We start from the raw sequence: 25822 nt of genomic DNA, 5'->3' as shown, positions 1-25822 counted from the left end.
TTTTTCATCATAAACACCCCTTTGGTTTAATGTAGATGATTGATTTTTTAATGAATTTGGAACACTGGCTGCCATTATTACTCGATAATTATGGTCTGTGGATCTATGCCATTTTGTTTCTGATTATTTTTGCAGAAACAGGTTCTGTGTTCATGTTCTTTTTACCAGGCGATAGTTTGCTGATCGCAATTGGTGCCTTGTGTTCCACCACTGACGTGGTGCATTTGCACTATATGGGGATTTTGCTTTTTGTCGCGGCAGTCTTGGGATATAGCGTCAACTATTACACTGGACGAATTCTAGGGGTGAAGTATTTTCATCAACATTCACGTTATTTCAAACCTGAATATATTGTCAAAACCAACCATTATTTTATGAAACATGGTGGCAAAACTATTTTAATGGCGCGTTTTATACCGTTTGTACGCTCATTTGCACCATTTGCTGCAGGGTCAGGGCACATGCCTTTGGCGACCTTTAGTTTTTATAATGTGGTGGGTGCTGCCGTATGGATTTTTTCTTTAATGGCAATAGGTTATGGCTTGGGTAATATTTTGTCTTGGTTGGGTGATTGGATTTAAATTCCTCATTTTTTCTATTTTCTTCTTCTAAATCCACCGCGATAACTAAAAAAGTGGATTGATGGCCACAAAAAAAGCCCACCGTGTGGACTTTTGATATTGTTCAGTTTTAGTGTTTGGTGACAATTAATTCTGTGCCACCCAAGCGCGGGCTAAAAGTATCGTTACTTTGAATTGAAAACTCACCCTTTTCCGCTTCTTTAGACAAGTACATGCTTAATGATTGGAAATCTGCACGACTGATCCATAAATCCTGAGCACGAATACTCCACTGTTCGCCCGCATTAAGATGGTCGATTTTGCCTGAAATTTTCGTCAAGATATCCATTTGAAACCCATGATTGCAAAAGTCATTAAAGGAGATGAAAGTTGAAAATTCAACTTTTTCTGGATGACTATCATGTGACAAAATTATTTCATTTTGATGACATTGGGCTTAAGACTTTGGGCTAATTGGGGATAAAAAGTAAAATTATTCTTTAGAAAAATTTGAATTTTTTAAGATATAGTCAATTTCTTCTTGGGCTGCAGCATGTAGTCGCGCACGAAAGATCGTTACCGCCTGCTCAATTTGAGTTTCGGCTTCTAGCTCTAAACGCAAACGTACACTTTCAAGTTCAGAAACAATTTGATCATCACTTACCGCAGTTGCGGCTTGATTAAAAGTCACTGCAGGTAATTCAGGATTTTGCTCATAACGTGCAGTATAGTTTGAAATTTCCTGATCCAGACTTTGACGCATCAACTCAAGTGCTTGAGTTTGTTCTGCAAAGCGTTGCGCTTCATCTTGCTGTAGCTGTGCAGCATAAGCGGCTTGTTCTGCACGTTGCTGTTCTAATTTGAGTTCGAGTGCCAATTGGCGACGTTGCCGTGCTTCTTCAATCAAACGTGCTTTCAGGTCAGCATAGGCTTGTTCAATTTTTTCCTGTGATTGTTGCTGAGCGCGCTGATCTTCTGCAATCCAGTTGTGTAATTGCGTTTCAGGTTGCAAGACCTCACAAATTCGATGCAGATCATCCATAAATGTCTGGCGCACAGCCTGAGGCGCGGTTAACCAGCGCTGTTTAAAATCTGAGCCGACATTTAAAGTCACCGCATCTCTCCTTATTTTGAGCAGTATTTTTAAAAAAACGTTTTAAAATTAAAGCTTAAACGTCTGTGGTTCTATGCCCAAACGTCGATATTGTTTAAATTTTTCACGTCCAAGCACTTTAGCTGCTTCGTGATTTTCAATAATCTCAATAATGTGACTAAATTTTGCATAGGCTTCAAGTGCCTGACTGTTAAAATTAAACACAATCCAGTCCGATTGCTGCGGTAATTCGGCAGAAATACATACGCTGGCCTGTGTTTGGTTAATGCCATGTGGAATAAAGCTGCTGGCATCAAAACTCCACAGACGCTCATCCAATATTTGCTGTAACTCTGGATCAGGGCAATGCAGCCAAATGCGTGCCTGCTGCCGCAAAATTTTGCGGCATAAACGGCAAGTGCTTTCCACTTGCCGTTCAGGACTTTTTTCAAACAAATAAAAGCTAACTTTAGCCATTATTGCTTGCACGTTGTGCGAGGAACTGCATCAATAACGGTACAGGACGACCTGTTGCGCCTTTATTGCTGCCTGAATTCCATGCAGTGCCTGCAATGTCTAGATGCGCCCAGCGATAGTCACGGGTAAAGCGTTGCAAGAAGCATGCTGCAGTAACTGAACCTGCTTTAGGCCCACCAATATTGCCAATATCGGCAAATGGTGAATCCAGTTGTTCTTGATAATCGTCAATCACGGGCATGCGCCATACACGGTCAAATGTGGTGTGTCCCGCAGTCTCCAATTCCGCCGCAAGTTCATCATCTGGGGTAAACATGCCTGTGAGTACCGAACCCAATGCAACTACGCAAGCGCCTGTTAACGTCGCAATATCAATTACCAAAGCAGGATTGAAGCGTTTTACATAGGTCAGGGTATCGCACAGCACCAAACGACCTTCGGCATCGGTATTTAAAATTTCGATGGTTTGACCGCTCATACTGGTCACAATATCACCTGGGCGAGTCGCTTTGCCTGAAGGCATGTTTTCTGCTGCAGCAATCGTACCGACAACATGAATTGGCAAACGTGCTTCGCACAGTGCGCGCATGGTGCCCAAGACTGAAGCAGAACCACACATATCAAATTTCATTTCGTCCATGCCTAAGCCAGGTTTGAGAGAAATGCCGCCAGTATCGAAAGTAATCCCTTTGCCGACCAATACCACAGGTGCTTCGTCACGCTGCGCTTGGTATTCAAGGCTAATGATGCGCCCAGGACGGTCTGAACCCTGACTGACTGCAAGGAATGCACCCATGCCCAATTCGGCCATTTCTGCTTCATCTAAAATGGTGACTTTGAGCAGATCTGGGTATTCTGCCGCAAGTGCTTGAGCTTGTTCTGCCAAATATTCAGGGAAACAAATATTGCCCGGGCGGTTGCCCAAGTCGCGAGCCATGTTTTGACCTGATTGCATGGCTTCAATTAACTGCAACTGATCGGCAGTCAGTGAGCTGTCCTTGGCAATTAAGTTGATTTGTTCAAGCTGAAACTCATTCTTTTTGCTTTTGTATTCATCAAAAGCATAGGCTGCTTGGGTCAGGCTGAGTGCAAATACATAATGCAGCTCGCTAGGCAGAGCAGACAAATCAATGCTGATCTGTTTAAATTTTTTTTGTGAAGATTTGATAATGCTTTGTGCAATTTTTGCCAGCTTTGCGGCTGGTAATTCTTCGGTTTTACCCAAACCGATCAGGTTGCTATTGGCGCATTCAACAACGCTAGCCACCAAACTTAAACTTTCATTAAAGCCTGCTTTAAATTGTGTCGCTTGAATAATGCTGTCTAAATCCTTGATTTGATAAGCAGCAGTTGCCTGTGGCACCTGTTCTGCAGCCACTAAAATTGACAAAGATTCACTCGCGCTGTGTTCTTGGAATGCGGGACTTAAGCTAAATTTAATCACTGGATTTTATGCCTATCTAAATGTGCAAACTATGCAACCATTGAAACATTTTTATGCGTTGAGTTTCAATGTATAACAAGGCGATAGGTTTTATATTTTCAACATTCAGGTAAACTAACGCGAATTGGATTCCCTCACATTTTGGAAGAAATAATTTGATTATTCGGCGTTATTTGGTCAAGCAAGTTGTGTCGACATCCTTGGTTGTGATTGCCTTACTGACTTTGATCATGATGGGTGGTCGCTTGATCAAGTATTTTGGCGTGGCGGCACAAGGGCGTTTGGATGCGAGTATTTTATTCAGCATCATTGGCTATCGCTTGCCTGAATTTTTGACGCTGATCTTACCTTTGGGTTTCTTTATTGGCTTGATGTTGGTATTTGGTCGTTTATATGTCGACCATGAAATGGCAGTGCTCAACAGCAGTGGCGTGAGTCGGCATCAATTGGCACGTTTATTGGTGCCAATGACGCTGGTATTTCTAATTGTCCAAGGCTTTTTAATGCTGTGGGCATCACCGTGGGGACTGCGTCAGTTTGAAGCATTGACCACCAGTCAGGCAGTACGCACAGGTTTTGATTTGGTGCGACCCAAAGAATTTATTTCTTCAGGGCCATATACCATTTACGCAGGCGATCTGTCCGAAGATCGTAAAAACCTGAAAGATATTTTCTTTTATCAACGTGCAGAAAAAACAGGTCGTCCTGATGTCATGATTCTGGCAAAAGAAGCGACACGGGTAGAGCTGGAAAATGATCCTGCCAATGTGGTGGATTTGGTCGAAGGGCGTCGTTATGAAATATTTCCGGGCACAGCCAAATATTCACAGGCAGAATTCCAAAGTTATCGTTTACGTTTAGAGAATGACAAAGAAGCTAAATTTGAAAGTGCCGAAGTAGAAGCCTTAACCACCTCGCAACTTTGGAAAAACCGTGCAGACCCTGTGGTCGCAAGTGAACTGGGATGGCGTATTTTTGTGCCTTTTGCGATTGTGGTGGCGTTGTTTTTAGCCGTGGCATTGTCAGAAGTTAGTCCGCGTCAGGGGCGTTATTTAAAACTGTTTCCTGCCTTGTTAATTTTCGCCAGTTTGATTGTGGCGCTCATGGCGGTTAAAACCCGTATCAGCAAACAAGAAATGGGCATGATTGCTTATCCGTTGGTGTTGTTGGCGTATACCATTGCCGCAGCCTTGTTCTCGCGTAAACAAAAACTGGCACCTAAAATTAAGCAGCAAATTCAGCGAGTGAGGTCTTAAGATGTTGGCACGTCGTATAGTTGCAAAACACGTTACCAAGACCACGGCACTGGCTATGTTTGGTGCCACCGCAATTCTGTCTGGTTTGCAGGTGTTGTTTACCTATTTGGGAGAGCTGGGTTCACTTAAAGAAGGCTATGGCGCATGGCAGGCACTATTGTATGTGTTATGGGGCGCACCAACCTATCTTTATGAAATTTTACCTATTTCTGCCTTAATTGGCGCAGTTTTAGGTTTGGGTACTTTAGCATCCAACAGTGAATTGATTGTGATGCGCTCTGCGGGAATTAGTCTGTGGCGTATTGTGGGATGGGTCATTCGTTCCGCTTTAGTGCTGGTCGTTCTGTCGTTCGTACTCAGCGAGTGGGTGATTCCGTATACCAACGAACAGGCCAAAAGTGTTAAAAGTCACCGCAGCGTAGCGGAGTTGGGCGAAGTTCGTGGCTATTGGTCACGTGAAGGCAATCGTTTTATTTATATTGACTATGCCAATGCCCAAGGTCAGCTAAAAAATGTGCAAGTGGTCGATTTTGATGACAATTATCGTCTGCGTGGCACGCTGTCTGCCGACCAAGGGCAGTTTGTAAAAGATGGCAGTTGGTTGCTGAATCAAACTGAACAGATGGATATTCTGCAGGCAGGTAACGCGACCTTGGCCAAAAATAGCCAACAAGCATTGGCATTGGCTTTGCAGCCGAAATATGTACACATGGTCACCATCGACCCTGAAGATTTATCACCTAGCCAGTTGGTGAGTTTCATGAGTTATATGCATGAATACAGCCAAGTGCCAAAAACTTACCAATTGGCCTTTTGGCAAAAACTCGGTGCGCCATTTGCCCTAATTGCCTTGGTGGTGATTGCCTGTTCCTTTATTTTTGGGCCGTTACGTCAGCAATCCATGGGTTTTCGTTTGGTGATTGCCTTATTTGTGGGTTTAACCTTCTTTTATTTGCAGGATTTCTTGGGCTATGCAAGCTTGGTTTATGCACCATCGCCTGCGTGGTTCGTATTTATTCCTATTGTTCTGATGTTTGTCATCGGCGGCTATTTACTGCATCGTGCGCGCTAAGTGCGCACCGATGCTGCTGCTTTTCTGTTTGATTGGCTAAACCTATCTGAATCAGTGGCGGAAACCATCTTCTGAACATAGAGTCTTGACGCAAAATTCGTTAAGATAGCATGATTAATTTGTAGACGAAAAAGAGTATTGATTATGGCGGATGCAACTGCTGGCAAAATCCCTCACGTATTGGTGATTATGGATGGTGTGGGTCATCGCGAAGCGGTCGAAGACAACGCGTTTTTAGCAGCGAAACGACCAAATTTGACTGCTATGCAGGAAAAGCATCCGCATGGTTTGATCTCTGGTTCAGGTGAAGATGTGGGCTTGCCAGATGGTCAAATGGGTAACTCTGAAGTTGGTCACATGAACTTGGGTGCAGGACGTGTGTTGTACCAAGACTTTACCCGTATTACCAAAGACATTCGTACAGGCGCTTTCTTTGAACATGAAGTGTTGGTCGATGCGGTAGAAAAAGCCAAAGCAGCCAAGGGTGCAGTGCATCTGCTTGGTTTATTGTCTGAAGGCGGTGTGCATTCGCATGAAGATCATATCGTGGCGATGGCAGAATTGGCATTAAAACGTGGTGCAAAAGTTTATCTACATGCCTTTTTAGATGGCCGTGATACGCCACCAAAAAGCGCGCAGCCTTCTTTGGAAAAACTGGACGCATTATTTGCACAATATCCAAATCAAGGTCGTATTGCCAGCCTGATTGGCCGTTACTTTGCAATGGATCGTGACAACCGTTGGGATCGTGTAGAACAAGCCTATCGTCTACTCACTGAAGGCGAGGCAGTGCGTACTGCTGCAACTGCGGTAGAGGGCTTGGCAGCGGCTTACGCAGCAGATGAAAGCGATGAGTTTGTCAAAGCCACCCGTATTGGTGAAATTGCCAAAATTCAAGATGGCGACAGCGTGGTGTTTATGAACTTCCGTGCTGACCGTGCGCGTGAATTGACCAAAGCTTTTGTGGAACAAGACTTTGCTGGTTTTGAACGTAAAGTTGTGCCGCAATTGTCTAAATTTGTGATGCTAACCCGTTATCAAGCCAGCATTGCTGCACCAGTGGCGTACATGCCAGAAGATTTGAAAAACTCCATTGGTGAATATTTATCAGACTTGGGCAAAACGCAATTGCGTATTGCTGAAACTGAAAAATACGCACACGTGACGTTCTTCTTTAGTGGTGGCCGTGAAGATGAATATCCGGGTGAAAAACGCATCCTGATCCCATCGCCAAATGTAGCAACCTATGACTTAAAACCTGAAATGAGCGCTTATGAAGTGACTGATGAACTGGTTGCAGCCATTAACTCAGGTGAATATGACTTGTTGGTGGTGAACTATGCCAATGGCGATATGGTCGGTCATACTGGTGTGTTTGATGCAGCTGTCAAAGCAGTTGAAGCGGTAGATACCTGCTTAGGTCGCGTTTATGAAGCGGTGATGGCGAAACAAGGTCACATGATTATTACAGCTGATCATGGTAACGTCGAGCAAATGCAAGACTATGACAGTGGTCAGGTACATACTCAGCACACCACTGAATTAGTGCCATTCATTTATGTAGGCCCAACTCAGGCCACCATTTTGGAAGGTGGTGTGTTGGCAGATGTTGCACCAACTTTATTGAATTTGATGCAATTGCCAGTGCCAGCAGATATGCAAGGTCGCAACTTAATTCGCTTACAGGCATAACCCTCGATACAGGTAGATGATGGAATGACGGCTCACAAAATTTATGCGGTTGTGTTGGCAAGCGTGTTGTGTGCCAGTCATTCGAGTGTTTGGGCTGCGCCAGATTGGGAGTTAGATGGCCCTACACTACAACAGGACTATGTCGATGTGCCTGTAGAGTCGATACAGGAATTTGTACAAATCTATGGCATTGTCAAAGACAACTATGTGACTGAAAAAAGTGATGATGCCTTGTTTCAGCAAGCCATTCGTGGCTTGGTGAGCGGTTTAGACCGTTATTCACGCTATTTAACTGCTGAAGAATATAAACAACTTTTACAATATACCGAAGGCGACTTGGCCTCGGTTGATTTTACTTTGCGCTATGACGCTGCCCAGCAACATTGGGTCATTCAAAATTTAAGTGCCAATGCCGACTCGGCTAAACAAGGGCTGAAGAATGGCGACAGCCTATTTAAAATTGATAACCAAGAACTGAAAAAGCTGAGTGCAGATCAGGTCAATAACCTGCTCACAGGCTCAGTGGGATCGACTGTAAGCGTACAACGTGCAGCCAATCAGCCTGAAATTATGTTGGTACGCAACAAAAAAGTAGAAACCGATATTCAGGCGCAGATGCTTTCTAATCAGGTCTTGTTGTTAAAAGTACGTGTGTTTCAGCAAGACACCGCCAATGAAATTAAACGCTTAATTGAAGAACATAGCACGCCACGCTTAAAAGCCGTATTGATTGATCTGCGTAATAACCCAGGAGGCTTACTGTCTGCTGCGGTGGAATCTGCCGATTTATTTTTAAATCAGGGTGTGATTGTATCGACCAAAAGTCGTTCTGAAGGCGATCAACAATTTCAGGCGTTACCTAGCTTTGAGTTTCAAAATTTAAAAGTCGGAGTACTGATTAATCATCGCTCTGCATCTGCGGCAGAAGTCTTTACCGGTGCTTTAAAAGACCATTCACGCGCTTGGGTGATGGGCGAAAAAAGTTATGGCAAGGGGGTGGTGCAAAAGCTGTTCCCACTTAGCGATGGTGCTGCCTTACAAATGACGGTTTCGCATTATTACACCCCACGCGAGCAAATGATTGAAGGGGTTGGGATTCAGCCGAATCAGCAATATATTCAAAGTCCTGAAATGAAAGAAGAGGCTTATCTTGAGCATGTGGCAGATTTACTGCTGAGCCGCCGTTAAGTCTCATCTGAGTAACACGTATTTTTAGACAGTCTTCATTGTTTAGCGTTTACTCATCTTCAGTATCTAATCCAAACTTTTTCAGACGATAGCGCAAAGAACGGAAAGACATGCCCAATTTTTTTGCTGCCAACGTACGGTTCCAGTGGGTCAGGTGCAGCGCATTCAGTAAAATGTCTTTTTCTACTTTTTCCAAGTAGGCTTCTAAACCTTCTTCAGGCAGTTTGCGTCCTGTCAGCAATACATCTGTCACGATCTGCTGTGGTGTTTCTGCTGTAGGTTGTGATTCAGTGGTTGCTGTATTGCTCATACTGAATTGGCGCAAGGGTGCGGTTTGTAAGTGTTTGAGATCAATAACATCATCATCACTCAGGGTAATGGCACGTTCAATAATATTGCGTAACTCACGCACATTACCCGGATAGTACTGTTCTAATAAAAATTGCTGGGCACGAGGTGTCAGTTGTTTGGCAGGAATGTCCCATTCTTGTGCAACTTTTTGAATGAAGTGGTCTGCCAATAACAGAATATCTTGTCCACGTTCACGCAAGGCAGGCAAGACCAAATCCATCACGTGAATACGGAAGAATAAATCCTGACGGAAACGTCCTTGCTGAACCAAACTTTCTAAGTCCTGATGACTGGCGCTGATCACACGAAAATCGACATCAATTTCACTATCTGAACCCACAGGACGGATGCGCTTTTCCTGAACGGCACGCAGCAGTTTGACTTGCATGCTCAGTGGCAGTTCGGCAATTTCATCTAAAAATAAGCTGCCACCATGTGCAGATTGAATCAGACCTTGTTTGTCTTGAGTCGCTCCTGTAAAGCTACCTTTTTTGTGTCCAAATAGCTCGCTTTCCATGAGTTCGGTGGGGATTGCACCACAGTTAATTGCAATAAATGGTCCTTCGTTGCGGTTACTTAAACGGTGAACCAAATTGGCGACAACTTCTTTCCCCGTACCCGATTCGCCTGTAATAAATACAGGCGCTTGCGAGCGCGCAATTTTTTTGATGGTGCTGCGCAATTGTTGAATAGGCAAAGACTGCCCAATCAACATTTTATATTCAAGCTGATCTTGGCTGTGATGATCGGTGGTGTCGAAAGGTTTATTCAGTGCTTTTTCAAGGAGTTGCTGTAAATGTATTTGATTGACAGGCTTGCTGACAAAGTCAAATGCACCTGCTTTTAAAGCAGCAATCGCAATATCCATATTGCCGTAGGCGGTCAATACGGCAACAGGTACATTCGGATATTGTTCGGAAATCCATTCAACCAGTTGCAAGCCATTGCCATCGGGCAGGTTTAAGTCGGTTAAGCAAGCATCGTACTGATGTTCTGCCAATAATTGCTTGGCTTGTGCTAAACGATACGCGACATGGGTTTGAATCCCCATACGTGCCAAAGTCATCTGCATGAGGGTACAAAGGTCTTCTTCGTCATCGACCAATAAAACCAAAGGTTGAACAGCGTGCATATTTTCCCCAAAACCACACAAAATTAAATCAAAACCACAGCAACAAGATTGATCCAATATCAATCGCGTTTATTCAATGGCACGTAGACATTTCATCCTGAAACATGCGCCTTGTTCTTGTTCTACATAGCTCAGCTTGGCTTGATTCGCCTCGCAAAAACTATGCGATAGATACAATCCTAAACCAGTTCCATTGATTTCGGTACTGAAAAATGGCTGGAACAGATAGAGGAGATCTTGACTGGCGACACCTGCACCAAAATCCCGCACATCAATATAAATATAAGTTGTTTGCGGGTAGACCGTAATCTCAATGGGCTGCTGTGCAGCATTGTGTCGAATGGCGTTACGAATCAGGTTAATCAGCACTTGGCGAAACTGTGATTCATCAAACTGGATGCTCAGTGGTTCGGTCAGTGTAAGCTGAATTTGACTCGCTGCATCAGGTAAATCTTCCTGAATGAATTGTGGCAAAAATTGATTGAGCTGAATCGCGACAGGCGTGGTTTGTTTATTTTTGACCATACTCAGCGTGTCGTGAATAATCTTATCAATCCGTGTCGCTTGTTTGCTGATCATGTCCGACAGCAATTGTTGCTGTGCAGCATCACTGCCTGTAAATAAATTGTTGGCTTGTACAATGGCTGCCAACGGGTTGCGAATTTCGTGTGCAATACTGGCAGAGAGTTGTCCTAAGGCGGCTAATTTGAGTTGCTGGACTTGCTGATTGATTTTACGTCCATCCTGCAGCGCCAATAAAGTCAGCGTTTGATGTGGCACTTTGAGTTTTTGTACCTGAATATGCACATGAAAATGACTCAGTTGCGACTCGAATTGAAATTTTTCTCCATCTTGCAATTGATCAAATTTGAACAGATCAAATAAATCGGGCTGAATTTTATACAATGGATAGGTCGCGTGCGCATATTTAGGATGAATCCCCAACAGATGACAGGCTGCAGGGTTACTGAGGACGACATGGCAATTTTCATCTAAAACCAAATAGCCCATTTCGGTTTGTTCTAAAATATAACGGTTGATATTTTGTAGGCGGTTTAATTCCAAAGATTGCGAAAAATTTAGATTTTCTAAAATTTGGAAACGCCGTACTGCAATACGTCCACTGCCATAAACCACCCAAAATAAAAATGCCAATAGCGCACTTTGACCAATATTATTTAGCGATGAAAAGTCCAGCAAACTCCCAACAAAGTGTTGGTAAATCACCATAATCATCGCGATGAGGGTAATGGCTAAGGCTTTACGCTTTTGCAGCAAGAGTGATGCTGCAAAAATCGTGATCACAAACAGCAGACTTAAATATAAATTAGGGCCATCGCTCGCAAAAGTCAGGCTACTGAGCGCGATAATATCGACTGCAAAAAACAGGGTCAGTTGTTGCGTGCTTTTAAAAGGAATATATTTATAGCTGATCAGTTGCAGGCAGCTAAAAATAAAATAGCAGACCAAGGTGTATAGATATAAACCCGGGTGCTGATATTGTGTGCCAAGCTGCTGAAAGGTGAGTAGGGTAATCAGCAGCAAACAAAAGGCAATCAGCAGTCGGTAAGTACCATACCACATGCCAAGATGATACTGATTTAACTCAGAATGTTGTTTTAAATCTGGCATATCGTAAAGGTCTTATTTGTGCATCAACAGCGTTGAAAATTTAGGGTTTAATCAGTCCATAACGAATGGCAAGGTGAGTCAGTTTGACATCACTATCAATATTTAATTTTTCAAAAATACGGTAACGATAGGTATTTACGGTTTTTACACTGACAAACAACTTATCGGCAATTTCCTGTGCGCTAATACAATTCACCACCATCATCGCCACTTGCATTTCACGTTCTGAAAGACTATCAAAAGGCGATTGTTGTGTGTCAGATAAGTATGAACTTGCCAGTTGTTCGGCAATGTCGGCACTGAAGTATTTACCGCCCTGCATGACTTTTTTAATGGCACGTACCATTTCACTGACAGGTGCGCCTTTGGTGATATAGCCTTTTGCACCTGCTTTCAGCAATAAAGAAGGGTAGGGTTCTTCTGCCAAACCACTCACCGCCAAGACCTTAGTGTCTGGTGCAGTTTGCAATAGACGACGTGTGGTTTCTACGCCTCCAATCCCAGGCATGTTCACATCTAACAACACCACATTGGGATGATGCTGACGCACTAAGGTAATCGCTTCTTCACCCGATTCAGCTTGTCCAATCACCTGCACATCGGCATGGTCTTCGAGCATACGGCAAATCCCAGTACGTACCAATTCATGATCGTCGACTACTAAAACTGTGATCACCTACACTCTCCCTTTGAAAAAATCATCTTTTTTGTTACATAAAGCAAAATTAGCTTGCAATGAAACGACAAAATTAGCAATGCTATTCTTAATCTAGAATGAAAAGTTCTGCACAATATGGTGTCAAAAACGATTCATTGTTGTATTTTTAAATGTAAGGCATATTTGAGGTAATACGCAAATGTATCTACGCAAATGTATCTTACCTCCCTGAGTTGAGTAAGCAGTCGTGAAAAATTCTAAGAAGTCGTTCATGCATGTGCTGGTCGCATCTATGATGTTCAGCCTAAGTTCTGTCAGTTTTGCTGAACTTGTCATCAATCCTTCCTCTGGGAGCGACGGTCAGGCGACCTTAAGTTGGTCTTCGGAGCAAGCCGATCAATTCTTAAATGGTGATCTGGAAAGTACCAGTGCGAGCGCTCAGGCTGCGCCAGAGAGCTATGTTGCTGAACCTACTCCGCCAGGTTCAACGAAAATTACCACTACAGTGCGTAGTAGCAATGGTGTTGCACCTGCTTCCACTGCGCCTAAAACAGTCCGTATTTTAGATACCTCTGCTTATAGCAACCAACCATCAGTTAATGCACGTGCGGCTTTGGTGATGGATGCGCAAACAGGTGAAGTGCTGTATAGCAAAAATACCAATGTGGCATTACCTATTGCATCTGTGACCAAGGTGATGACTGCCGTGGTGACTTCTGATGCACGTTTGAATATGTCTGAACAAATCACTTTGCAATCGATTGATTTTGCAGGTGCAGCAGGTAAAAACTCAAGCTCAACTTTGCGTGTGGGCGACAAGTTAAACCGTGCCGAAGCGTTACTGTTTGCATTAATGAAATCTGAAAATCCTGCAGCAGCAGCGTTGGCACGTACTTATCCAGGTGGGAAAAATGCCTTTGTAGCCGCAATGAATGCTAAAGCGCGTGAATTGGGCATGCATTCTACCCGTTTTACCGAAGCAACAGGCTTAGACCCACGTAATGTATCTTCTGCGCGTGATTTGGGTATTTTGGTCAGCACCGCTTCGCAATATGGTTTGATTCGCCAATTCTCAACCACGCCAACCTATGACTTTAACTTGGGTTATCGTGTTTTAAAATCTAACAATACCAATGCACTGGTACGTAATGGTGGTTGGAATATTAATCTGTCTAAAACAGGCTATATCAATGAAGCAGGGCGTTGTGTGGTGATGCATACCACTTTGAATAACCGTCCTGCAGTGGTGGTGCTTTTGGGTGCAGATACTTCACAAGCACGTACCAATGATGCAACTCGCTTAATGAGTTGGGCAAGCCAGTTACCTAAACGTATTTAAGAGCACATTCAGCTTGGAGCGTTGAGTTATCAATCGTATGACTCAACTTCCGTTAAAGTTGCATGATTCCAAATACAAAAAAACCTGCTAATGCAGGTTTTTTTGATCACGATTCAAAACTTACATGTTTGAAAGGATAGAGTCTTTTACTTGTTGCATTGTAGCATCAATAGAGAGCATCACCGCATCTGCACATTGTTTCATTGCAGTGTCAGGATCTTTCAGACCGTTACCTGTTACGGTACATACAATCACAGAACCTTCTTTGATTTTACCTGCTTTGATGTCGCGCATTGCACCACCAATAGACGCAGCAGATGCAGGCTCAACAAATACGCCTTCATACATTGAAAGCATGCGTTGTGCTTCTAAGATTTCAGCATCAGTTAGCTCATCAAACCAACCTTCTGAATCGCGTACAACGGCTTTGGCATGGTTCCAGCTTTGTGGGTTACCAATACGAATTGCAGTTGCAACAGTTTCAGGGTTTTCTACAGGCGCACCACGTAAGAATGGCGCAGCGCCAGACGCTTGATAACCCACCATGATTGGGCGGCCTTCAGGGTTTGGACCTGTGAATTTGTCCGTTGCTGCGTCATAGACCACTTGCTCGAATTGATCGGCAGATTGGTTGGCAACCGCTTCGGTATAACCCATCCAGTGTGCAGTAATGTTGCCTGCGTTACCTACAGGTAAGCAGTGGTAATCTGGTGCACGACCTAACTCATCTACAATTTCATACGCAATGGTCTTTTGACCTTGTAGGCGGTAAGGGTTGATCGAGTTCACAATGGTCACAGGTGCTTGGTCAGCAACTTCTTTAACTAGACGCATACCATCGTCAAAGTTACCGCGGATTTGCATGGTGATGGCACCGTACATCATCGCTTGTGCCATTTTACCCATGGCAATTTTGCCTTCAGGAATTAAAACGAATGCTTTGATGCCTGCACGTGCAGCATAGGCAGCAGCAGCAGCAGAAGTATTACCTGTAGATGCACAGATAATGGCTTTTGAACCTTCTTCAACTGCTTTAGTAACTGCCATGGTCATACCACGGTCTTTAAATGAACCTGTCGGGTTTAAGCCTTCATACTTCACATAAATTTCAACATCTTTACCAATAATGCGTGGAATATTCTCAAGCTTAATCAGTGGCGTGTTTCCTTCGCCTAGAGAGATTGCACGTGTGGTTGCAGACACTGGTAAACGGTCACGATAACGGTCAACTAAACCAGTATAACGATTGGCATTCGACATGATGATGTTCCAATTGTGTGTAGAGCTTGGCAAGGGGAAATACTCCCCTTCACCCGATTAATTATCAAGCGATTCTAAACGAATTCGTACAATTTCGCCATGAATGGTTGGCAATGCTTGAATTTGTTGTAACGCTTCATCCATTTTCGATTCTAGGACTGGGTCAGTCAGAATCACGATAGGAATAAGGTCTTTTAAGCGTGATTGCTGCATGATGGCATCAATACTGATTCCCGCACGGCTTAAAATGGTGGTTACATCGGCAAGTACGCCAGTTTGGTCTTCGGCATTAATGCGAATGTAGTAACCCGTGGTCATTTCTTCACGGCTTAAAATTGGCAAGTCGGTTAAGGCTTCAAATGCCAATTGTGGAATTGTACCTGCGCCATCTTCGGTATAAGAAATGTCACGGACAATATCAACGACATCGGCAACTACCGCAGAGGCTGTTGGGCCTGCACCTGCACCTGCGCCATAATAGAGCGTTGGACCAACCGCATTGGCTTGTACCAAGACCGCGTTTTTCACGCCATTAACATTGGCAATCAATTCTTCTTCAGGAATTAAAGTTGGGTGAACACGCAATTCAATACCTTTATCGGTACGACGGGCAATACCCAAGTGTTTGATGCGGAAACCGAGTTCTTCGGCATATTTCACATCTTGCGCGGTCACTTTGCCAATACCTTCGGTAAAGACTTTGTCAAACTGTAGCGGAATACCAAATGCACATGAAGCCAAAATAGTCAGTTTGTGAGCAGCATCAATACCTTCGACGTCAAAAGTCGGATCGGCTTCGGCATAGCCTAATTCTTGTGCTTCTTTCAGTACATCTTCAAATGCACGACCTTTTTCACGCATTTCACTTAAAATGAAGTTGCCTGTACCGTTGATGATGCCTGCCAACCATTCAATTTTGTTGGCAGCCAAACCTTCACGGATGACTTTAATAATTGGAATACCACCTGCAACCGCAGCTTCATAGGCAATTTGTACGGCATTGTCTTCAGCTGCTTTAAATAGCTCATTGCCGTGTTCTGCAAGTAGGGCTTTGTTGGCTGTCACTACTTGTTTGCCGTGCTTCATGGCTTCCATGATCACGTCATAAGCAGGGTGAATACCGCCCATCACTTCAACCACCACGTCTACATCGGGTTGACGGACAATGTCCATCAAGTCGGAGCTTTGCTTGACCGATTCAGGCAAGTTTAGGTCAGGACGCGGACGACGTGTTCCCACATAAGTGATTTCAATTTCACGACCGGTGCGACGTCTAATCTCAGCAGCATTTTCTTTTAATAGTTTAAGGGCACCACCACCCACAGTACCAAGACCGAGGATTGCCAGACGAACTGGTTTCACGTCACACTCCATATTTTAATAACTTTAAGCAAGCCTAGATCATAGCTAAAAAAACGCGCTGACTCTAGGGCAGATCTCACTTATCTTCACAGTATAAAAAAAAGTAAAATAACGCATAAAAAATCGTTATTTATATTGGCTTCATAGATGCTACGTCTTGGTGTATTGGGATGATGCAGCATCCACAGATCCGCTATTTTTATTTGTCTAAGCGCTTGATCAATTCAGCGGTAGACAGATAGCCGCCTAAATATACGCCTTCGGCATTATAAATCGCAGGTGTGCCATTGACGCCCATATTTAAGCCCAATTGATACTGAGCACGAACAGGGTTTTTACAGTTGGCAGGTGCAATTTGTGCGCCATTCATGACCTGATTAAAGGCAGCGTGACGATCTTCGCTACACCAAATTGCTTCCATAGCAGGCATGTGCTGTTCACCACGCGGCCAAGCAATGTAACGGACTTCAATGCCTTTACCATTCATTTCATCCATTTGCTCATGTAGACGATGGCAATATGGACAGCTGACATCGGTAAATACATAAATGACGTGTTTGGTTTTGCCTTTGGCAGGGAATACCAATAAATCTTCCTGTTTTAATTCAGCAAAAATTTTCTTGTTCACGCCTGCTTGCAGGTTTTCACTGACGTTATGTAGTTCTTTGTCACCTAAACGGATCACATCGCCCTGAATAATGTATTTGCCATCACTGGTGGCATAGACCGATGACATGCCTTCAAGACTCACCCAAAATAAATTTGGAACTTCAGTGGCTTTAATGTCGGTAATTTTGGCGTTGATACCTGCAGTTTTAAAATGTTGCTGCAAGGTTGTACTTAAACGCTGTTGTGCATTGCGTTCAATTAGGGTTGATGCTTCACCCGTTGCAGGCGCACTGGCGGTGAGTGTGGTTTGCTTTTTATCTTCATTGTTTGCATTTGAACATGCGGTGATTGCAAAAGCACTTGCCAGTGAACAGGCAATCAAAAGTGTCGAGCGGGTAAATGTCATAAACAACCCTTTCTTGTTGGCATAAAAAATAGAGCGTTAGCATAACAAAAAATATTCGTGATCGTTAGGGTCTGTTGCCATTTCATAAATGGCTTACGTTCATAGATGAAGTGTCAACAGACCCTATGCTTCTACGTCGTTTTTGTTTTTTTAAGCCCGTGGATGATGTTGGGCATGCAATTGCTGCATACGGATTTGTGCAACGTGGGTATAAATTTGTGTAGTGGATAAATCGCTGTGCCCGAGCAGCATTTGTACCACACGTAAATCTGCCCCATGATTGAGTAAGTGTGTGGCAAAGGCATGTCTTAACGTGTGTGGCGATAACTCGGCTTGAATGCCTGCTTGCAGGGCATAGCGTTTAATGGCATACCAAAAATTTTGTCGGCTCATAATGCCGCCATGCACCGTTAAAAATAGATAATCGGTGGCACTTTTATACAGTTGCGGACGCGACTCGGTTAAATATTTTTCTATCCATTCACAAGCGACTTGTCCCATAGGCACCAAACGCTCTTTATTGCCTTTACCTACAATTCGTAAATAGCCTTGTTTTAGGTTGATTAATTCTAAACGTAAATTCAGCAATTCCGTCACTCGTAAACCGCAAGCATATAAGACTTCAAGCATGGCACGATCTCGTAATCCGAGTGCAGTGTTGATGTCAGGAGCGTGAATTAAGGCTTCAACATCGGCTTCGGATAAATCTTTGGGTAAGGCACGACCTAATTTTGGGGTTTTATGCGCAGCAACAGGGTTGTCAGAGCGCAGTTTGTGCTCTCTTAAAAATTTATAAAAAGAACGTAGTGCAGACAGGCAGCGTGCAATAGAGCGGGGGCTTTTTTGTTGTTTGGTGAGTTCGATGAGTACATCTGAAATATCGTCATGATTCCATTCAGGCATGGGTTTGCTGACATAGTCACTGCATTGAATTAAATCGGACAGATAGGCATTGCGGGTATGCGGGCTGACACTTTGCGCGATTAAATCGTTGCGATAGCCTTCCAAAAAGCTCAAAGCTTCTGGAATTTGTATTGCAGCAGGAATACGAGGTTTTTTGTTCAGCATAGGAATCACAGACGAAATCACAAAATTAATTGAGAAATTCGATAATAAGCAGCGTTATTTTCTACTCTAATCCAATTCAGCAAGGCTGTCGATGTGATATAAAGCATTTAAATGTAAGTCGACCTTATTTGTTAATTGTTCTCATTTGCATGTTATAATATGCAAAATGGTATAGGAATTTCACGGTGCGTTTGTCAGAACTTAAAGCAAAACAAACAGCCATCATCCGTCAGGTATTACGTACCGCCGATGGTGGAACATCCCTTAGTGACTTGGTGGCAAACCGCTTAGAAACACTGGGTTTTGTGCCGGGTACGCAGGTGCAGGTGATTACCAAAGGTATTTTTGGTGGTGATCCAATCCTGATTCAAGTGGGATTTACCCGTTTTGCTTTGCGCAAAGTAGAAGCTGAACGCATTGAAATTGAACAAGGGGTGTCCGCATGAGCGATGCCTTACGTATCGCACTTGTAGGGAATCCAAACTGCGGTAAAACATCTTTATTTAACCATTTGACAGGGACACGTCAAAAAGTTGGCAACTACGCAGGCGTGACCGTAGAGCGTAAAGTCGGGCAATTCACCTTGCCTTCGGGACAGGCGGTGCGGGTGTTGGATTTGCCCGGAACTTATAGTTTAGAAGCCACCAGTCCCGACGAAGCCATTACTCGAGATGTGGTACAAGGCAAAATAGCCGAAGAAGGTCAGCAAGATGCCTTTCTTTGTGTCGTGGATGCCACCAACCTGAAATTGCATTTGGGCTTGGTTTTGGAAATGATTGCACTGGGTCGTCCGATTTTGTTGGTACTCAACATGATGGATGAGGCGCGTCGTCGTGGCATGCAAATCAACACGCAAAAATTGTCTGAGCGTTTGGGTGTACCTGTGGTGGAAACCGTGGCAGTGCGTGATTCAGGTATTCAAAACTTAATGCATGCCTTAGATCAGGGCAAATTTGCTGTTCCGCAGACAGAATTGACAGGCTTAACAGGCAGTCAGCATCAACGGATTCAAACCATTTTGCATGATGTGGTGCACTTTGTAGATCAAGAAGACAAACGCTCCGACTTCCTCGATAAAATTTTTTTACATCCTGTATTCGGTTTAGTCAGCCTTGCGGTGATGATGTTTGTTGTCTTCCAAGCGGTATTTGCTTGGGCTGCACCGTTTATGGATGGCATCGAAAGTTTATTTGGCTGGCTAGGTGAAGTGATTGGCGAAAACATTAGCCATCCCTTGCTGAACAGCTTGATTGTGGATGGCATTATTGCGGGCGCAGGCGGTGTGGTGGTGTTCTTGCCGCAAATTTTAATTCTGTTCCTGTTTATTTTAATTTTAGAGGAATCGGGTTATTTGCCACGTGCCGCATTCTTGCTCGATAAGCTGATGTTTAGCGCAGGTTTGAGTGGTCGTGCCTTTATTCCATTGCTGTCTAGTTTTGCCTGTGCAGTGCCGGGCATTATGGCAACACGTAGTATTGCTGACCCACGTGATCGTTTAACCACGATTATGGTTGCGCCGTTAATGACTTGTTCTGCGCGCTTGCCTGTATATGCCTTACTCATCGCAGCATTCATTCCCAATCAAACTGTATGGGGCATGTTTAATTTACAAGGTCTGGTCTTGTTCGGTCTGTATATGGCAGGCATTGTGAGTGCCTTGGGCGTATCTTTTGTGCTTAAATTTTTGCAAAAAGATAAATCTGAGCATGTCTTGTTGATGGAGTTGCCTAGCTACCGTTTTCCAGACCTAAAAAGTGTTTGGATTGGTTTGCTAGATCGCGCCAAAATTTTCTTAAAGCGTGTCGGTGGCATTATTTTTGCACTGTCGATTTTATTGTGGTTCTTGTGTACGTTCCCGCAGCCGCCTGAAGGCGCGACCATGCCTGCAATTGACTATAGTTTTGCAGGGATGCTGGGGCATGTATTACAGCCAATTTTTGCTCCTGTGGGCTTTAACTGGCAGATCGTGATTGCCTTGATTCCTGCGATGGCAGCGCGTGAAGTGGTGGTGGCTGCATTAGGCACAGTCTATGCCTTATCTGCAGTGGATGAAGATGCCATGTCCCAAGGTTTGGCTGCTTTAATTAGTGGTGGTGAACTGGGCTGGTCATTGGCAACGGGTTTATCGTTATTGGTGTGGTTTATTTATGCACCGCATTGTTTGGCAACTTTAGCAACGGTAAAACGCGAAACAGGATCATGGCGTACGGTCAGTATTATGACCTGCTATCTATTTGGTTTGGCTTATTTCATGTCATTCCTGACTTATCAAACGGCATCGTATTTGTTGGGTTAAGGCACATGCCTGACCTACAGGAGTAGATGAACATGGTTGAAATTTTAATTGTTGCTGCATTGGTACTGTGGAGTGCTGTAGTAGTCTTTAAAAAAGTCTTTCCCAAGACTTCTGGCGCAGTTTTTCTAAAACTCTCCAATTTCTGTACTGAAAAAGGCTGGCATGGCTTGGCCAAATGGCTAAAACCTGCAGCCGCGGCAGGCTGTGGCGGCAGTTGTGGTTGTGATTCTCAAGATCAACCCGCAGAAAAGAAAGTTGAAGTTCAAGCGGTGAAGTGGAAATAGGCTTGTTTATTCACTTTAGCAATATTCTTTTTAAAAACCGTCTGCAATATGACGGTTTTTTTACGCACTGACACAAAAAAACTGCAGGAACTGCAAACAGAAAAAGCATTCAAAACAGCAAAGTGCTACTATTTTGTCTGTTTCAAAATTAGCGCACAAAATGGGGCAAAAATGTTAATACAACGTGGTGGATTAAAAGTCGTTGCAGGACTTGGTATTTCTGGTGTTGCAGCCGTTAATTTTTTACATCATCAGGGTTACCGCGTTGCTGTGACAGATTCTCGCCCCACACCTCCAGGGCATGACCAAATTCCTGCCGAAGTAGAAACCCGTTTTGGTCAGTTTGATCAGGATTTATTGCTGTCTGCGGAAGAAATTGTGATTAGCCCAGGTTTAGATCCAAAACTCCCTGAAATTCAGGCTGCGATGGCGCAGGGCATTCCTGTGGTGAGTGAAATTCAGATTTTACGTCGTGCGACCGACAAACCTATTGTGGCAATTACAGGGTCTAATGCGAAAAGTACCGTTACCACACTGATTGGTTTAATGGCAGAGCAGGCAGGTAAAAAAGTCGCGGTAGGTGGAAATTTGGGACGCCCTGCGCTGGATTTGATTAAAGATGATCCTGAACTGTATATTTTAGAACTCTCCAGTTTTCAGCTAGAAACCACCTCGAATTTAAATGCAGAAGTGGCGGTAGTGCTGAACATGAGTGAAGACCATTTAGACCGTCATGGCGATATGTTCGGTTATCACACCGCCAAACATCGTATTTTTCAGGGTGTGAAAAAAGTGGTGTTTAACCGTGATGATGCTTTGAGTCGTCCGTTGGTGCCAGATCAGACTCCTATGCAAAGTTTTGGCTTAAATGCGCCTGACCTAAACCAATACGGCTTATTAAAAGATGATGATGGCAGCATGTGGTTGGCACGTGGGCGTGAGCGTTTATTAAAAAGCACCGAGATGTATATTCAAGGCACACACAATATTGCTAATGCATTAGCGTGTTTGGCATTGGGTGAAGCCATTGGTTTATCTATGCACAGCATGCTGGAAACGCTGAAAACCTTTAAAGGTTTGGAGCATCGTTGTGAATTCGTCAAAGAATTACATGGGGTGCGTTATTATAATGACTCCAAAGGAACCAACATCGGTGCAACTTTGGCAGCTTTAGATGGCTTGGGTGCAGCAATTCAGGCACAAGGCGGTAAGGTTGCGATTATTTTAGGTGGGCAAGGCAAAGGGCAGGACTTCACTGCGCTACGCCAATCATTGCAACAATATGCCAAACTGGCAGTGTTGATTGGTGAGGATGCTACGAAAATTGAAACAGCAGTTGCGGGAACAACCCAACTCTTAACTGCAGATACCTTGCAACAAGCAGTTGAAATCTGCCAACAACATACACAAGCGCATGATGTGGTGTTATTGTCACCTGCATGTGCAAGTTTTGATATGTTCTCGGGCTATCCAGAACGTGGTCACAAGTTCGTTGCTTATGTCAACGCACTGGTATAACAACAATAAGGTGTGAGATATGGCTGGCTTTGCTCAGACAACAATCAATAAACTCAATCAGGTCTATGAGCGCTGGTTACCCAAACTGCCAGCGGAAGTGAATGTACGCAATGTACTGATTTTTAGCGTACTGGCGCTGTTATGTATTGGTTCAATCATGGTGGCATCGGCTTCTATGCCTTATGCCGAGCGCATGCATGAAAATGCCTTTCACTATGTATTGCGTCATGGCATTTCTATTGTGGTGGCATTAATCGCTGCCGTGATTGCCTATAGAGTGCCGCTGAATACCTGGTTTAACAACACCTTCTTTCTGTGGATTGTGACCATTGCCTTGTTGGCTGCAGTGTTGCTGGTGGGTACTGAAGTCAATGGTTCTAAACGCTGGATTCGGGTCGCAGGTTTTACCCTGCAAGCTTCCGAAGTCGCTAAAGTGATGATGGCCATTTTTACCGCTGACTATGTGGTGCGCCGTGCCGAAGAAGTGCGTAATAACATTAAAGGTCTGATTCGTCTTGCAGTGATTATGGCAGTCACGGTAGGTTTGGTGATTGCAGAGCCTGACTTGGGGGCGACCGTGGTGATTGCCTTGACCATGTTAGGGGTCTTCTTTTTAGCTGGTGCGCCATTAATTCAGTTTGGTATTGCCTTTGGCGCGATTATTGCCGCCTTTGTGTTTTTGGTGGTATTTGAGCCTTATCGTTTTGAGCGTTTAATGTCGTTCTCAAACCCGTGGAATGACCCTTTGGGTGTCGGTTATCAGTTGTCTAACGCCTTAATGGCATTTGGACGCGGTGAATGGGCAGGCGTAGGCTTGGGGCATAGTATCCAGAAAATGTCCTATTTACCTGAAGCACATACGGACTTTATGTTGGCTGTCTTAGGTGAAGAGTTTGGCTTTTTAGGCATTTTTGTGGTGTTGAGCTTGTCTTTTGCTATGCTGATTGCCTGCATTAAAATTGGTCATCGCGCCCTGAAAAACCAGTACTTACGTGCAGGATATTTGGCTTATGGCATCAGCATTATCTTCTTATTACAGATTATGGTGAATGCAGGCATGAATATGGGTATGTTGCCTACCAAAGGTTTGACTCTACCTTTTATTAGTTATGGTGGTTCATCGTTAATTATGTGTGCAGTGATGGTGAGTTTGATTCTGAAAATTGAAGCCAGCACGCATGAGATTAACCCTAGCCGTGAAGAATCCAGCTTCTAGAATTTATCCTTCTATTTCGCTTCTGGCTGAGCATGGTGCAAGACCATGCTTGGCATGACTGTTCCGCAGTGTAAGCACTTGACTGTAGTATTTTTTTGTTTAGACATAGGAAACAAGGGAATAAAAAATAAGGAAAAATATTGTCGTTGCTGTCTGAGTTCATAGCTACTGCGAGTGCGGCAAACGGGGCAGCTAAATTGACTTTTCTCGACCACTTTGGTTTTCGGTCCAACACCAAAAATAAAAAACATGACACAACCTCAAATGATCCATTTCAATTTGAGCATAACTGAATTTTAAATTTTATAAATAATAGCCGTGTAAAGCTGTGCCTGCAGGAATACGTGAAAGATCCCATTGCTGAATGGCTTGCGTAAGCATGCGTGCAGGGGTGTCTAATTCGACAGTGGCTTGATTTAAGGCAGTTAAAGCGGCTTGTAGCAGCTTCGGTGCTTGGGCTAAATCTAAAGCTTGTGCCAAGTTCTGTTTAGACAGTTTTTGCCCTTGTGCATTCATGGCTAAAGGCAGGTGCGTGTAGCTGAGTTTAGGGTAGCCTAACAGTTGCCCCAAATAGATTTGCCGTGCGGTGTTGTCGAGTAAATCTGCGCCGCGAACCACATGGGTAATGCCTTGCAAATAATCATCCACCACCACTGCCAGTTGATAATTGATAATGCCATCACGCCGTTTTAGGACAAAATCGCCCAAGTCCTGCGCAAGGTTGGAACATTGTTTGTCTTGCAGGCGGTCTTGAAAGCAAATCTCTTGGTCTGTGACTTTGACTCGAATCGCTTGATTGGCAAAATCTAAACCTAAATTGCGGCAAGTCCCTGCATAAATATGATTGGAGCCAAGCATTTTGCGGGTGCATTGACAGGCATAGACCAAGTCGCGTTGCTGCAATTGTTGCAACACGGCTGCATAGAGATCGAGGCGATCTTTCTGGAAAATAATTTCGGCATCCGGCTCAAATTGAAAGGCATCAATACAACGCAAGATATGATTTTCACTGCCAGGGTAAATGCGTGGGATGTCAGTATCTTCAATACGTACCAGCCAAGTGCCGTGCTGGGCTTTGGCATCGCAATAACTGGCAACGGCAGTAATGAGAGAGCCAAAATGCAAAGGGCCGGTTGGCGATGGCGCAAACCGACCTGAGTAGCGCGTCAGCGAAATATGATCTCGCTGCTGCGCATGGGGAGCATGCTCCGCTAAAGAATTTTCAACAGTCACAATTAACCGTTATTTTGCTTCTCTTTGATCTCTGCCAAAGTTTTGCAGTCAATACATAACGTTGCCGTTGGGCGTGCTTCTAAACGACGCAGACCAATTTCGATACCACAAGTTTCACAGAAACCATAGTCATCGTTTTTAATCGCTTCAATGGATTGTTCAATTTTACGAATCAATTTACGTTCACGGTCACGGGTACGTAATTCAATCGCAAATTCTTCTTCTTGTGTCGCGCGGTCATTCACATCAGGCAAAGCGGTATTTTCGTCTTGCATGGTGTTGAGTGTACGATCTACTTCTGACATTAACTCTTCTTTCCACGCCATTAAAATTTGACGGAAATGTTCGAGTTGTCCTTCAGACATGTATTCTTCATTCTTTTTCGGCTGATAAGGTGCAATACCAAATAAGCTAGCTGTAGAACCACCCTCTAAAGCCTTTGGCTTTGCCTTACGCACGCGTTTTGTAGCTTTTTCTTCTACAAGATCTGTTTGTTCGTCCAAGACTTGATTTTGGTTGTCATTCGCCATGTAGGGCATTCCTCATCATATGCGTAAGATTCATACGCGAAAAATATGGTGATATGCAAGTGTTTTTATCCACTCCCTCAGAAAGAATTCTCTCTTCGGGGGACGTCATCATATAGACTTTTTTTGATTATGGATAGTCTTTGATG

At 43.9% G+C, this 25822-nt stretch carries 25 protein-coding genes; 11 read left to right on the top strand and 14 right to left on the bottom strand.

Going from position 1 to position 25822, the window contains the following annotated elements:
• Positions 1 to 35 precede the first annotated feature (35 nt).
• Positions 36 to 581 (top strand): VTT domain-containing protein, encoded by a 546-nt coding sequence (locus tag FTV52_RS01355; protein ID WP_004975673.1) that lies wholly within the window; start codon positions 36 to 38, stop codon positions 579 to 581.
• A 109-nt stretch (positions 582 to 690) separates the two neighbouring features.
• On the opposite strand, the gene FTV52_RS01350 is transcribed toward FTV52_RS01355, so the two are convergent.
• The 4 genes from FTV52_RS01350 to FTV52_RS01335 form a co-directional block, all read right to left on the bottom strand.
• On the bottom strand, positions 691 to 909 hold the full coding sequence (locus tag FTV52_RS01350; protein ID WP_096901968.1) for a hypothetical protein: 219 nt from the start codon (positions 907 to 909) through the stop codon (positions 691 to 693).
• Positions 910 to 1053: 144 nt separating this feature from the next.
• Entirely contained in the window at positions 1054 to 1674 is a 621-nt protein-coding gene (locus FTV52_RS01345; protein WP_004975677.1) for a hypothetical protein, read from the bottom strand.
• A gap of 48 nt (positions 1675 to 1722) precedes the next feature.
• Positions 1723 to 2130, bottom strand: coding sequence for a DNA polymerase III subunit chi (locus FTV52_RS01340; RefSeq protein ID WP_131260997.1), 408 nt, complete (start codon positions 2128 to 2130; stop codon positions 1723 to 1725).
• Complete coding sequence (locus FTV52_RS01335; protein WP_179989601.1) at positions 2123 to 3571, bottom strand: leucyl aminopeptidase; 1449 nt, start codon at positions 3569 to 3571, stop codon at positions 2123 to 2125. The genes FTV52_RS01340 and FTV52_RS01335 overlap by 8 nt, the downstream gene beginning before the upstream one ends.
• A 158-nt stretch (positions 3572 to 3729) precedes the next feature.
• Between FTV52_RS01335 and lptF the strand changes: the two genes are divergently transcribed.
• The 4 genes from lptF (at position 3730) to FTV52_RS01315 (ending at position 8782) form a co-directional block, all read left to right on the top strand.
• On the top strand, positions 3730 to 4830 hold the full coding sequence (gene lptF, locus FTV52_RS01330; RefSeq protein ID WP_179989568.1) for an LPS export ABC transporter permease LptF: 1101 nt from the start codon (positions 3730 to 3732) through the stop codon (positions 4828 to 4830).
• 1 nt (position 4831) lies between these two features.
• Entirely contained in the window at positions 4832 to 5902 is a 1071-nt protein-coding gene (gene lptG / locus FTV52_RS01325) for an LPS export ABC transporter permease LptG (protein WP_179989566.1), read from the top strand.
• A gap of 144 nt (positions 5903 to 6046) precedes the next feature.
• On the top strand, positions 6047 to 7594 hold the full coding sequence (gene gpmI, locus FTV52_RS01320) for a 2,3-bisphosphoglycerate-independent phosphoglycerate mutase (RefSeq protein WP_179989564.1): 1548 nt from the start codon (positions 6047 to 6049) through the stop codon (positions 7592 to 7594).
• 24 nt (positions 7595 to 7618) lie between these two features.
• Entirely contained in the window at positions 7619 to 8782 is a 1164-nt protein-coding gene (locus FTV52_RS01315) for a S41 family peptidase (protein WP_004975690.1), read from the top strand.
• Positions 8783 to 8831: 49 nt separating this feature from the next.
• On the opposite strand, the gene FTV52_RS01310 is transcribed toward FTV52_RS01315, so the two are convergent.
• The 3 genes from FTV52_RS01310 to FTV52_RS01300 all read right to left on the bottom strand — a co-directional run bounded on the left by FTV52_RS01310 (position 8832) and on the right by FTV52_RS01300 (position 12573).
• Complete coding sequence (locus tag FTV52_RS01310) at positions 8832 to 10265, bottom strand: sigma-54 dependent transcriptional regulator (RefSeq protein ID WP_004975695.1); 1434 nt, start codon at positions 10263 to 10265, stop codon at positions 8832 to 8834.
• A 69-nt stretch (positions 10266 to 10334) separates the two neighbouring features.
• Positions 10335 to 11897 carry a PAS domain-containing sensor histidine kinase gene (locus tag FTV52_RS01305; protein WP_167845705.1) on the bottom strand — a complete coding sequence of 521 codons (1563 nt, stop codon included), beginning with the start codon at positions 11895 to 11897 and terminating at the stop codon, positions 10335 to 10337.
• Between the two features lie 40 nt (positions 11898 to 11937).
• The gene (locus FTV52_RS01300; RefSeq protein WP_004975702.1) at positions 11938 to 12573 is read right to left on the bottom strand and encodes a response regulator; all 636 of its coding nucleotides are present in this window, start codon (positions 12571 to 12573) and stop codon (positions 11938 to 11940) included.
• 229 nt (positions 12574 to 12802) lie between these two features.
• Here FTV52_RS01300 and FTV52_RS01295 point away from each other — a divergent pair, with 229 nt between their 5' ends.
• Positions 12803 to 13894 carry a serine hydrolase gene (locus FTV52_RS01295; RefSeq protein WP_131260992.1) on the top strand — a complete coding sequence of 364 codons (1092 nt, stop codon included), beginning with the start codon at positions 12803 to 12805 and terminating at the stop codon, positions 13892 to 13894.
• 120 nt (positions 13895 to 14014) lie between these two features.
• On the opposite strand, the gene thrC is transcribed toward FTV52_RS01295, so the two are convergent.
• The 4 genes from thrC to xerD all read right to left on the bottom strand — a co-directional run bounded on the left by thrC (position 14015) and on the right by xerD (position 18599).
• Positions 14015 to 15154, bottom strand: coding sequence for a threonine synthase (gene thrC, locus FTV52_RS01290; protein ID WP_004975706.1), 1140 nt, complete (start codon positions 15152 to 15154; stop codon positions 14015 to 14017).
• Between the two features lie 57 nt (positions 15155 to 15211).
• Complete coding sequence (locus FTV52_RS01285) at positions 15212 to 16516, bottom strand: homoserine dehydrogenase (RefSeq protein WP_004975708.1); 1305 nt, start codon at positions 16514 to 16516, stop codon at positions 15212 to 15214.
• A 199-nt stretch (positions 16517 to 16715) separates the two neighbouring features.
• Positions 16716 to 17531, bottom strand: a complete 816-nt coding sequence (locus FTV52_RS01280) for a DsbC family protein (RefSeq protein WP_004975709.1) — start codon at positions 17529 to 17531, stop codon at positions 16716 to 16718.
• Positions 17532 to 17681: 150 nt separating this feature from the next.
• Positions 17682 to 18599: a site-specific tyrosine recombinase XerD gene (gene xerD / locus FTV52_RS01275; RefSeq protein WP_004975712.1), complete on the bottom strand. Its 918-nt coding sequence runs from the start codon at positions 18597 to 18599 to the stop codon at positions 17682 to 17684.
• A 185-nt stretch (positions 18600 to 18784) separates the two neighbouring features.
• Between xerD and FTV52_RS01270 the strand changes: the two genes are divergently transcribed.
• The 5 genes from FTV52_RS01270 (at position 18785) to ftsW (ending at position 23913) form a co-directional block, all read left to right on the top strand.
• The gene (locus tag FTV52_RS01270; protein ID WP_004975713.1) at positions 18785 to 19045 is read left to right on the top strand and encodes a FeoA family protein; all 261 of its coding nucleotides are present in this window, start codon (positions 18785 to 18787) and stop codon (positions 19043 to 19045) included.
• On the top strand, positions 19042 to 20895 hold the full coding sequence (locus FTV52_RS01265) for a ferrous iron transporter B (RefSeq protein WP_179989562.1): 1854 nt from the start codon (positions 19042 to 19044) through the stop codon (positions 20893 to 20895). The genes FTV52_RS01270 and FTV52_RS01265 overlap by 4 nt, the downstream gene beginning before the upstream one ends.
• A gap of 32 nt (positions 20896 to 20927) precedes the next feature.
• Positions 20928 to 21179, top strand: a complete 252-nt coding sequence (locus tag FTV52_RS01260) for a DUF6587 family protein (protein WP_004975717.1) — start codon at positions 20928 to 20930, stop codon at positions 21177 to 21179.
• 171 nt (positions 21180 to 21350) lie between these two features.
• Positions 21351 to 22697: a UDP-N-acetylmuramoyl-L-alanine--D-glutamate ligase gene (gene murD, locus FTV52_RS01255; RefSeq protein WP_104853279.1), complete on the top strand. Its 1347-nt coding sequence runs from the start codon at positions 21351 to 21353 to the stop codon at positions 22695 to 22697.
• Positions 22698 to 22716: 19 nt separating this feature from the next.
• A complete protein-coding gene (gene ftsW, locus FTV52_RS01250) occupies positions 22717 to 23913 on the top strand; it encodes a putative lipid II flippase FtsW (protein WP_004975720.1) in 1197 nt (398 codons plus the stop codon).
• Between the two features lie 11 nt (positions 23914 to 23924).
• On the opposite strand, the gene FTV52_RS01245 is transcribed toward ftsW, so the two are convergent.
• Genes FTV52_RS01245 through dksA form a run of 3 tightly spaced genes read right to left on the bottom strand, consistent with a single transcriptional unit; the run spans position 23925 to position 25676 of the window.
• Positions 23925 to 24164: a zinc-ribbon domain-containing protein gene (locus FTV52_RS01245; RefSeq protein WP_104852920.1), complete on the bottom strand. Its 240-nt coding sequence runs from the start codon at positions 24162 to 24164 to the stop codon at positions 23925 to 23927.
• Between the two features lie 52 nt (positions 24165 to 24216).
• Positions 24217 to 25146, bottom strand: coding sequence for a tRNA glutamyl-Q(34) synthetase GluQRS (gene gluQRS, locus FTV52_RS01240; protein WP_004975723.1), 930 nt, complete (start codon positions 25144 to 25146; stop codon positions 24217 to 24219).
• Positions 25147 to 25148: 2 nt separating this feature from the next.
• Complete coding sequence (gene dksA, locus FTV52_RS01235; protein ID WP_004975725.1) at positions 25149 to 25676, bottom strand: RNA polymerase-binding protein DksA; 528 nt, start codon at positions 25674 to 25676, stop codon at positions 25149 to 25151.
• Positions 25677 to 25822: the final 146 nt, after the last annotated feature.

This window comes from Acinetobacter sp. YH1901141 (assembly GCF_013416935.1).
Lineage (GTDB): Bacteria > Pseudomonadota > Gammaproteobacteria > Pseudomonadales > Moraxellaceae > Acinetobacter > Acinetobacter towneri.
Note: the sequence above shows the minus strand (reverse complement) of the source record. Positions and strands in the feature narration are given on the sequence as shown.